Origin of the sequence: Streptococcus sp. 9.1, assembly GCF_016648815.1 — a bacterium.
GTDB lineage: Bacteria > Bacillota > Bacilli > Lactobacillales > Streptococcaceae > Streptococcus > Streptococcus salivarius_E.
The window spans coordinates 35841-46564 of sequence record NZ_JACLQS010000013.1 but is presented as its reverse complement, the minus strand read 5'-3'; the positions used below and the strand labels follow the sequence as shown (position 1 = coordinate 46564).

The 10724-nt window shown below is 39.1% G+C and carries 6 protein-coding genes; 3 read left to right on the top strand and 3 right to left on the bottom strand.

Annotated features, from left to right (window positions below):
• Positions 1 to 196: 196 nt before the first annotated feature.
• Together H7T93_RS08235 and pabB are read right to left on the bottom strand one after the other, a co-directional pair.
• The gene (locus tag H7T93_RS08235) at positions 197 to 2833 is read right to left on the bottom strand and encodes a calcium-translocating P-type ATPase, PMCA-type (protein WP_201041773.1); all 2637 of its coding nucleotides are present in this window, start codon (positions 2831 to 2833) and stop codon (positions 197 to 199) included.
• A gap of 220 nt (positions 2834 to 3053) precedes the next feature.
• Entirely contained in the window at positions 3054 to 4772 is a 1719-nt protein-coding gene (pabB, locus tag H7T93_RS08230) for an aminodeoxychorismate synthase component I (protein WP_201041772.1), read from the bottom strand.
• Between the two features lie 146 nt (positions 4773 to 4918).
• On the opposite strand from pabB, the gene H7T93_RS08225 reads away from it, so the two are divergent.
• The 3 genes from H7T93_RS08225 to metF all read left to right on the top strand — a co-directional run bounded on the left by H7T93_RS08225 (position 4919) and on the right by metF (position 8830).
• Positions 4919 to 5269: a hypothetical protein gene (locus H7T93_RS08225; protein WP_037600767.1), complete on the top strand. Its 351-nt coding sequence runs from the start codon at positions 4919 to 4921 to the stop codon at positions 5267 to 5269.
• A gap of 252 nt (positions 5270 to 5521) precedes the next feature.
• Positions 5522 to 7771: a 5-methyltetrahydropteroyltriglutamate--homocysteine S-methyltransferase gene (metE, locus tag H7T93_RS08220; RefSeq protein ID WP_201041770.1), complete on the top strand. Its 2250-nt coding sequence runs from the start codon at positions 5522 to 5524 to the stop codon at positions 7769 to 7771.
• A gap of 183 nt (positions 7772 to 7954) precedes the next feature.
• On the top strand, positions 7955 to 8830 hold the full coding sequence (gene metF, locus H7T93_RS08215; protein WP_013990458.1) for a methylenetetrahydrofolate reductase [NAD(P)H]: 876 nt from the start codon (positions 7955 to 7957) through the stop codon (positions 8828 to 8830).
• A 137-nt stretch (positions 8831 to 8967) separates the two neighbouring features.
• Here the strand turns inward: metF and H7T93_RS08210 are convergent, their stop codons facing one another.
• Positions 8968 to 10686, bottom strand: a complete 1719-nt coding sequence (locus H7T93_RS08210; protein ID WP_037600760.1) for a phospho-sugar mutase — start codon at positions 10684 to 10686, stop codon at positions 8968 to 8970.
• Between the last annotated feature and the right edge of the window lie 38 nt (positions 10687 to 10724).

The following is a 10724-nucleotide window of genomic DNA, read 5'->3' as shown; positions in this document are numbered from 1 at the left end:
CTTCATAAGTCAATTTCATAATAAAAACACCCCAAAAGTTAGATTTTTTCTGTCTAACTTTTGGGGTGCAGTTCAGTTAAAGCCTTTTTATGTTATGATCTTTCCACGGTATTACCTTCGGAAATTATTAAAAAGGATTGGGAGTTATCCCAATCCTTTTTATCCTTTTAAGTTTTATAATACGTTAAACAGATAGTTATTTGTTTTTAGTTAGAGCTTTTCGAATTAAATCTGCAGGGATGATCAAAACCGCGATAAGAAGTGCAACGATATAGTGTTGAACGTCCATAGGAACGGTACTAAATACTTTACCACCGAATTGAATGATCAAGGTTTGAACGACAGCAATAGAAATCATTACAATTGAGAATTTCTTGTTTTCGCCGATATGTTCAAAAACATTGAATCCATTACTACGTGTATTAAGTGAGTTGAAAATGACAGCATAGATAAATACTGTAAAGGTGAATGTTGTTACCATTTCAAAGTTGCCAGTTCCATTTGTGATAAAGTCTTGGATACCACCAACATTTTTAAGAATTGCTAAACATACGACAGTAATGAAGATGCTAGCTACACCGATAGCAGATTTCATATAGCCAGTAAGAATATTTGCCTTCTTAGCAACTGGTTTTTCATTCATGTAACGATCTAGCGTAGGTTCTTCACCAAAGGCAAGGGCAGCAAGTGTGTCCATGATAAGGTTAATCCAGAGAATTTGGATAATTGTAAATGGTTCTTTGAGGCCCAAGAGTGGTGAGAGAAGTGACATAGCAATTGTAGTCACGTTTACGGTTAACTGGAAGATAATGAATTTACTTACTGACTTACTCATAGTACGTCCATAGAGGACGGCTTTCTCAATCGAAGTCAATGAGTTATTCAAGATAACGATATCTGAGGCTTCACGTGCGACTTCAGTACCATCACCCATTGAGAATCCGACATCAGCCGATTTAAGGGCAGGTGAGTCATTGACCCCATCACCTGTCATACCAGCGACCATATCGAGGTCTTGAGCTGCCTCAATAAGACGTTTTTTATCCATTGGAAGGGCACGACTGACCACTTTTAAGTGAGGCAATTGTTGTTTAAGTTCTTGATCTGAGAGGGCAGAGAGTTCATCGTGAGTAAGGACAAGGTCATTTTCTCCAGTGACGATACCGGCTTCTTTAGCGATAGCAACAGCGGTTTCTTTACGGTCACCAGTTACCATAACTACTTGAACACCCGCACGGTTCATTGTTTCAACAGTTTGTTTAATTGAAGAACGAACGTTATCACGGATACATACGATACCAATCAAGACTTTATCATTACCATCTGTATTTAGGATAGCAAGCAAACGCATTGAACGGTTAGCTTGTTCCAATGACAATTCTTGGAAACGAGCTTTAATATCATCTGTAAAGTTTTGTTTATTACCATCTTTATCAAGATAGTAGTAGCAGTCATTTAGGATGAATTCTGGAGCACCTTTGATGTAAGTTTTTCCGTCCTTAGTCGTTACACTTGCGAATTTTGTTGCTGAGTTAAATTGTTGCTTCTCAGTAATTGTATTCGTATCGAAATCAAGTTGAGAACGACCAATAAGGAAATCAAGAAGTGCACGGTCAGTGGCGTTACTACCAACAGCACTGCCATCAGCTACCATGGCATCGTTGTTAAGACCGATACCATTAATCATTTCAGCTTTAAGGCTATCTGACATTGTGTTAAAATCAGGCGCATCAGTTTCACCAGTAGCCGCATAAAGTGTACCATCAGCAAGGAAAAAGTCAACTACAGATAGTTTACCTTCTGTGATAGTACCAGTCTTATCACTGAAGAGGATATTCATGTATCCCGCTGTTTCAATGGTATCAGGATGGCGAACCAAGATATTTTGTGCTAAAAGTCGACCTGAGTTCATTGAAGAAACGAGTGCCAACATCATTGGGAGACCTTCTGGAACAGCCATGATGATGATTGTAACTGCAAAGAGAATCGTTTCAATGATAAGAAGGAAGATTGAACCACCATTGAGGTTATTAGCCTTATTAAGGGCAATAAAGCCTAAGACAAGGTTGATTACTGAGTATGCAGCACCTGCACTATAACCGAGGACACCGATATTACCAGCAAGCTTGTTAAGTTTCTCTTTAGATGGTGAATCTTTACTATCTTCTTGAAGAGAAGTATTGATGCTTCCAAGAACGGTGTTATCACCAATTTGTGTAGCTTCCATAACACCTTCACCCGAAGTAACAACTGTACCACGGAAGACTTTGAGCTCTGTAAAGAGATCCGAAGAGTCTGGCTCTTTTTGATCACCAAGAGGAAGTTTTTTAGCATCTTCACTTTCACCATTAAGGACAGCTTGGTTGACTTTTAACTCACCTTCCAAGATGATACCATCAACTGGAATCTTGTCCCCTGATTGAAGGAGAATCTGATCACCTTTTACAATATCATCAACGAGAACCTCTTTAAGTTTACCATCACGATAAACTTTAGCATTAGTTTTCGAAGCCTCTTCTTGAAGAGTGTTGAACTTTTGCTCATTGCGGTATTGTGAAACTGCTGAGAATCCTGTAGACATCAAAATGGCGAAAATTAGTGAGATAGCCTCATACCAATTAGCTTCACCAATAGCAGGGAAAATCATTCCAACAAAGTTGAAAATGATTTTTAATCCTAAGGCAGCCAAGAGGATAAGAATCCATTGATCTTGGAAGGCTTCGATAAAGATTGAGAGGAGCGAGTTAGCCTCTTTACTAGAGAGCCTATTATCGCCATGAGCGTTTTTACTTGCTTGAACTTCAGCAGAAGTCAAGCCTTTAAATTTTTTCATTTAGGGTTTGTATCCTTTCTATATTGTTACTCGGTTTTAAGGCTAATAAATTTAAAGCCAAATAGTTCGTCATTTCAGTCAAGATAACTGGAATAACTATCAGTAAGTATTATACTTTATTTTACTACTAAATGGTTGATTTTTTTACCAATAGAATATTGAAGTTTCTTTAGTAAGAGTAGGAGAGAACAAAGAACTCGCTTTTTTTGTTTAGATATAATTATTTCTCCACCTTCAATTCATACAACCCTCTCACCGCATTACATCCGTAGATGGCCTGAGCCTGTTTCAGATCTTTTACAGTCAGGACCTTTTCTTTTAGCTTATTTTCAGCTATAAGACTTTGTCTGTAGATGCCATTTAAGAGGCCGAGGTGAACTGGTGGTGTGTAGAGTTGGTCTTCGATTTTAAGAACGATGTTACCGATAGAGGTTTCTAGGAGTTGTCCCTCGTGATTATAATAGATTTGTTCGTGAGGTTCGATACTAAGGTGAGGACGGTAACTTGTTTTAAAGAAGGTATAGGGGCTATCCAACGGATGTCTTTGCTCAACTAATCTTGCTTGGCAAAAGTCATCAGATAAGTTTGTTAATTGGCTATGTTCAAACTTCAGTTCACCATCTTTTTTAAGGGACAATTTAAGACGGTAGTCTGTGTTAAGGTCTAGTGATTGGCACAGAGCTTCGACTTGATAGTGCGCTTTTTCTGCATTGAAAGGATAGTCAAAGTATCGGCTACTCTCTTGTAAACGTTTTATATGCTCCTCCAGAAAGAGAAGTTTTCCTTGATGAATACGACCGGTAGAAATGAGATCAAATTTTGGGTTCTGACGGTATAGAACAGCAGCTTTTTGCTTGGTTTCTTCGTATTCGGATTCCCAGTTACTGTCCCAGGTAATCCCCCCTCCGACACCATAGATAGCCTTGGTTTCTTCCATTTGTAGTGTCCGAATGGCTACGTTGAAAATACTAGGTCCCTGTGGCACCAAGATTCCAATAGCTCCACAATAAACACCTCGAGGCTGTTTTTCAACCTTCTTAATAATCTCCATGGTTGCTATTTTTGGGGCACCTGTAATCGATCCACATGGAAAAAGGGCTTGGAAGACATCGCATAAACTTCTATTTGTCAGGAGTTGCGTTTCAATTGTCGAAGTCATTTGCCAAACTGTAGTGTATTGTTCAACTTGGCAAAGGCTCTTAACATCTTCACTTCCTATTTTAGAAATACGATTCATGTCATTTCTAAGAAGATCAACAATCATCATATTTTCAGAGCGATTTTTTTGGTCCTGAGCTAGCCATCTTGCTTGTGCAAGGTCAGTTTCAGTTGTTAAACCTCGATTGGTAGTACCTTTCATAGGACGAGTAGTCAACTTATCTCCATCTTTTTTAAAGAAGAGTTCTGGACTTATAGAAATGATAGAAACATCATCGTGCTGAATAAAGGCATTGTAATGGGCATTTTGCTCAACAACCAATCGATTGTAGATGGCAAAGGGATCAGCTGTCAGGTTCTGTTGAAGTTGAACAGTATAATTGACCTGATAAGTATCACCTTGTCGAATATGGTGGTGTATATGCTCAATAGCAGCCTTGTATTCCTCAGCAGAAGTTAGCTCTTGCCAAGACTTTGGTAAGGTAATAGGGTCATAAGTAAGTGGAATAGGCTCTGTTTGAACAGTTTCATGAACAGTGAAGTAGAGGAGATACTCAGACATTAATGGACCATCAATAACCTGAAATTTTGTCTCGAAGGCAGGGGCTGCTTCATAGGAAACATAACCTACTGCATAATAACCTTCATTTTGATAGGCTTCGAGTTCATCTAAAAGGGGTTTGACTTCCTTAATGTCCTTTGTTTTTAGTTCTTTAATGGCGTCTGTAAAGATTTGTCTGACACCAAGTTCTTTAAAATCAATAACAGTTTTCTTATGCATACTTAGAGTATAACATAAGAAGTTTCCCTCTGGTTCTTTTTCATGTTTTAATTATCTTTCTCAAAATTTTAACCAAAAATGAACTTTTCAGACAGTTTTACATATGTTATAATGATAGGGACTAAAAGAAGATTTTAGAGGGAAATATGACTGAAAAAAATAACTTTGAGAAGGGCAACAGCAGCCTTTCAAACAATAAAATGAAAAAAGGCACTTCTAAGAATTCATGGAAGCACCAGATGTACGAGCTAGAAATAGCTATTGCTAAAGAGTCAAGTAACAAAAAAAGAAATGAACTCATTAAACTTCATAATGGCTATATGAGTGAGTATGATAGCTTAAAGAAACAAATCATATGGTTAGCCGTTTTGGGAATTTGTTTCTTATTAGTATTGGCTATTTTTGGTTATTTTATTTGGAATAGTTACAATAGTGAGAATATGTCTTATACATCATCTTGGCTTCAAGAGAGGGTACTGAGCACTTATAGAGCTTAGTGTTCTAATCCTAGTAAATAATAGAGTCTCTAGACAAAAGTTTAGGGATTTTTTGATATAAAAAGGGATTTAGTAAGTTAATATATAGTTATTAGCTATAACAATATCTAAGCAAAAGGAGATAACAGAAGTCGGTAACCCTTTATTTTATAGGGTATAGTCTAAAACTATATATAGAGAAAACTAATAGCAATTATACAGCTACCCATTTCTTTGGTAAGATAGGTTCAACAACAAAGAGGAGGACACAAGATGTCAACTACTATCATTGGTTTCCCACGTTTGGGTGAATTCCGCGAATTAAAATTTACAACAGAAAAATACTTTAGAAATGAAATTACTGCAGATGAACTTTTAGCAGCAGCCAAAGACTTGCGTGCAAAACACTGGAATATTGTTAAAGAGAAGGGTATCACTGAAATTCCTTCAAATGATTTTTCACATTACGATAACTTCCTTGATGCAGCTTTCCTTTTCAACGTCGTACCTGAATCTGTTCAAAACTTGGATTTGACAGATCTTGAACGTTACTTTGCCTTGGCGCGTGGTTACCAAGGTGAAAAAGGGGATGTTCGTGCCCTTCCTATGAAAAAATGGTTTAATACTAACTACCATTACATCGTTCCTAAATTTGAAAAAACAACAGAAGTTAAACTTGCTGGTCACAAGATTTTTGATGAGTACCAAGAAGCAAAAGAATTGGGTCTTAATACACGTCCAGTTGTGGTTGGACCATTCACTTTCCTTCAATTGTCTGACTTTGAAGATGGTGTAAAAGCTGAAGACTTCGTAGATAGCTTTGTTTCTGCATACCAAGATGTTTTTGAAAAATTGGCAGAGCTTGGTGCTACTCGTATTCAACTCGATGAGCCAGCTCTTGTTAAAGATTTGACATCTGAAGAAAAAGCTCTCTTCTTGAACCTCTACAACAAGCTCTTGGCTGATAAGAAAGGCCTTGAAGTTTTGATTCAAACTTACTTTGGTGACGTTCGTGACGTCTATGCTGACCTTGTGAAATTGCCAGTAGATGCGATTGGTCTTGACTTTGTTGAAGGTAAGAAAACACTTGAATTGGTTAAAGGTGGTTTCCCAGCTGATAAGATTCTCTATGCCGGTATCGTCAATGGTAAAAACATCTGGCGTAACAACTACGAGAAGAGCCTCGCAATTCTTGAACAAGTTCCAGCTGAAAATGTTGTTTTGACAACCTCTTGCTCACTTCTCCACGTACCATTTACAACTGCTAATGAAGAATTTGAACCAGCTATTTTGGACCACTTCGCCTTTGCGGTTGAAAAATTGGGTGAATTGCGTGACTTGGATGCCATCCGCAATGGTCAAGGTGCAGAAGAACTTGCTGCTAACAAAGAACTCTTTGCGACTGAGCGTGTTGGTGAAAATGCTGAGCTTCGTGCTCGTATTGCAGGTTTGACTGAAGCTGATTACACTCGTTTGCCAGCGTTTGCAGAACGTGAAGAGATTCAAAAGGATGCTTTCAAACTTCCATTGCTTCCAACAACAACTATCGGTTCATTCCCTCAAACTAAGGATGTTCGTGCTAAACGTTTGGCTTTCCGTAAGAATGAATTATCACAAGAAGAATACGATGCTTTCCTTGCTGAAATCACTGATGAATGGATTAAATGGCAAGAAGAAGTTGGATTTGACGTTCTTGTTCATGGTGAGTTTGAACGTAATGACATGGTTGAGTACTTCGGTCAGAACTTGTCAGGTTACCTCTTCTCTAAAAATGGTTGGGTTCAATCATACGGTATGCGTGGGGTTAAACCACCAATCATTTGGGGTGATGTCACTCGTCTTAACCCAATCACTGTTAAATGGTCTAGCTACGCACAAAGCCGTACAGATAAACCTGTTAAAGGTATGTTGACTGGACCTGTAACTATCCTTAACTGGTCATTCCCACGTGAGGACATCTCTATTAAGGATTCAACTCTTCAAATTGCTCTTGCAATCAAAGACGAAGTGCTTGACCTTGAAGCTGCAGGCGTGAAAATTATCCAAATTGATGAAGCCGCTCTTCGTGAAAAATTGCCACTCCGTCGTAGTGACTGGTATGAGGATTACCTCGACTGGGCAATTCCAGCTTTCCGTTTGGTACACTCAACTGTAGCACCAGACACACAAATCCATACTCACATGTGTTACTCAGAATTTACAGATATCATCCCAGCCATCGACAACTTGGATGCTGACGTTATCTCATTTGAAGCTAGTCGTTCAAATCTTGAAATCTTGGATGAACTTAAAGCACAAAACTTCCAAACAGAAGTTGGACCTGGGGTTTACGATATCCACTCACCACGTGTCCCACAAGACGGTGAAATTGACCACACTATCGAAGCAATCTTGGCTAAAGTACCAAGTGGTAAAGTCTGGATTAACCCTGACTGTGGTTTGAAGACTCGCGGAATCAAAGAAACTAAAGAAAGCTTGATCAAGCTTGTAGAAGCTGCAAAAGCAGCTCGCGAAAACTTGTAAGCAGAAGTTATCATACGTTGAAGACCTTCTTCCTTAAGTGTAGAAGGTTTTCAATAGCTAATAATATTCTAAAGATTTTTGCAAGCAGGCTATGATTAACAAGTGTACGCTACTTATGAAGTCAGTAGACACTTAAAACTGCTTTTGTCTTAACAAAAATCTAAAAAGAAGAAGGTATAAAATATGACAAGCCAAACACCATCACTCTCTTTTGAAGTATTTCCACCCAACCCAGCAGTGGGTAATGAAAAAATTCTACGTGCCCTTGAGGATATGCAAGGATTGGCTCCACACTTTATCAGTGTGACAGCTAGTAATAACAAATATAATATCAAAGAGACGACGGTTCCTTTGGCAGATCATATTCAAAATGACCTAGCCATCCCAACGATTGCCCACCTTCCGGCTATCTATTTGAGTAAAGAAAAGGTTGCTGATACCTTACGTGACTTGGATGCTGTTGGTGTACACCGTATCTTAGCCCTACGTGGTGATATCATTCCTGGTGTGGAACCTCTTAAAGACTTTAGATATGCCACTGATTTGATTGAGTTTATTAAGGAAGAAGCTCCTCAATTTGATATCATCGGTGCCTGCTATCCTGAAGGGCATCCAGATTCGCCAAATCAAATCTCTGATATCCAAAACCTTAAGAAAAAGGTTGATGCAGGTTGTTCTAGCCTTGTAACTCAACTCTTCTTTGACAATGAACGTTTCTATGATTTTCAAGATAAATGTACCTTGGCTGGAATTGATGTACCAATTCATGCGGGTATTATGCCTATTTTGAATCGTAACCAAGCCCTACGTTTGCTTAAGACTTGTGAGAATATCCATTTACCACGTAAGTTCCGTGCCATTTTGGATAAGTATGAGCATGATCCTGAGTCACTTAGAGCGGCAGGTCTTGCCTATGCTATTGACCAGATTGTCGATCTTGTTACGCAAGATGTTGCAGGCGTTCACCTCTACACCATGAATAATGCAGAGACCGCTCGTCATATTCATGGAGCTACTCATTCCTTGTTTAAGCATCATTCACAAGTTAGCGCTCTATAATTAAATCATAAAACTACCACCTATAGATTAGTCTATAGGTGGTTGCTTGTTTCGAGTAGTAAAATGGGTGACTTGCTTACAATCCTAGTATTGTCGTGTATAAAAAAGACTTAGAGCTTAGCTCTAAGTCTTAAATATTATTCGCCTACGAAAGCATTGATTTCTGCTTCGATATTAGCAATTTTTTCTTTAGCATCTGCTTCAGATTCACCAACTGTAGCGATGTAGAATTTGATTTTTGGTTCTGTACCTGAAGGACGAACGGCAAACCATGAATCATCAGCCAAGATGTATTTAAGCACGTTACTTGGAGGAGTTGTCAATTTTTCAACGCCGTCAGCAGTAGTAGCTGTTTGTTCCAAGAAGTCTTCTGTCTTAGCAATGTCTGTGTTGTTGAATTGTTTAGGAGCATTACCACGGAATTTATCCATGATTTTCTTGATTTCAGCAGCTCCGTCAACACCTGAGAGGGTAACAGAGATTGTTTTTTCTGCGAAGTAGCCGTATTGTTTGTAGATTTCTTCGATACCATCTGCCAAAGTCATGCCACGTGAGCGGTAGTAAGCTGCGATTTCAGCAACGATAAGAACAGCTTGGATAGCGTCTTTGTCACGTACGAATGGTTTGATGAGGTAACCGAAGCTTTCTTCGAAACCAAGCATGTAAGTGTGGTTGTGTTGTGTTTCAAATTCATGGATTTTCTCACCGATAAATTTGAAACCAGTCAAGACGTTAAACATAGTTGCGCCGTAGCTTTCTGCAATCTTAGTCACCAACTCAGTTGATACGATTGATTTACAGAGGGCAGCATTTGCAGGAAGTGTACCAGCTGTTTTGTGAGCTTCAAGAATATATTTAGCAATGATAGCTCCGATTTGGTTACCAGAAAGGTTGAGGTAAGATCCATCTGGTTGGCGGATTTCAACACCAAGGCGGTCAGCATCTGGGTCAGTTGCAACCAATACATCAGCGTCTACTTTGCGACCAAGTTCTTCAGCAAGAGCAAAGGCAGCTTGGTTTTCAGGGTTTGGAGATTTAACAGTTGAGAAGTCAGCATCTGGAACAGCTTGAGCTTCAACAACTTGAACAGCTTCAAATCCAGCTTGTGCAAGAGCACGACGAGCCAACATTTCACCAGTACCATGAAGTGGAGTGTAGACAATCTTCATGTCACGACCGTATTCATTGATCAAGTCTTGGTTAATGTTAACGCCTTTCACTTCTTTCAAGTATTCAGCGTCGACGTTTTCACCGATAACTTCAATCAAGCCGCTAGCTTTGCTTTCTTCAAGGTCAGCCAATTGCACAGTGAAAGGATTTTCGATAGCACGGATGTAATCTGTCAAAGCATCAGCATCTGCAGGTGGCATTTGTCCACCGTCTTCACCATAAACCTTGTATCCATTAAATGGAGCAGGGTTGTGGCTAGCTGTTACCATGATACCAGCAAATGTGTGGAGATGACGAACAGCAAATGACAATTCAGGTGTTGGACGTAGGCTTTCAAATACATAAGATTTGATACCGTGAGCAGCCAAAACTTGAGCAGATTCAAAAGCAAATTCTGGAGAGAAGTGACGGCTATCGTAAGCGATAGCAACACCACGTTTTTTAGCTTCTTCCCCTTTTGAGTCAATCAATTGGGCCAAACCTTCAGTTGCTTGGCGAACAACGTAAATGTTAATGCGGTTAGTACCAGCACCAATCAATCCACGCATACCAGCTGTACCGAATTCAAGGTTGGTATAGAAGGCATCTTCTTTCGTTTTTTCATCCATTGCGACCAACTCATCACGAAGGTAAGCAGGCAATTCAGCGAAGTCGAGCCATTTTTGATAATTTTCAGTGTAAGACATAGCAATCTCCTTTATATTTTTAAACGCTTACATTATAC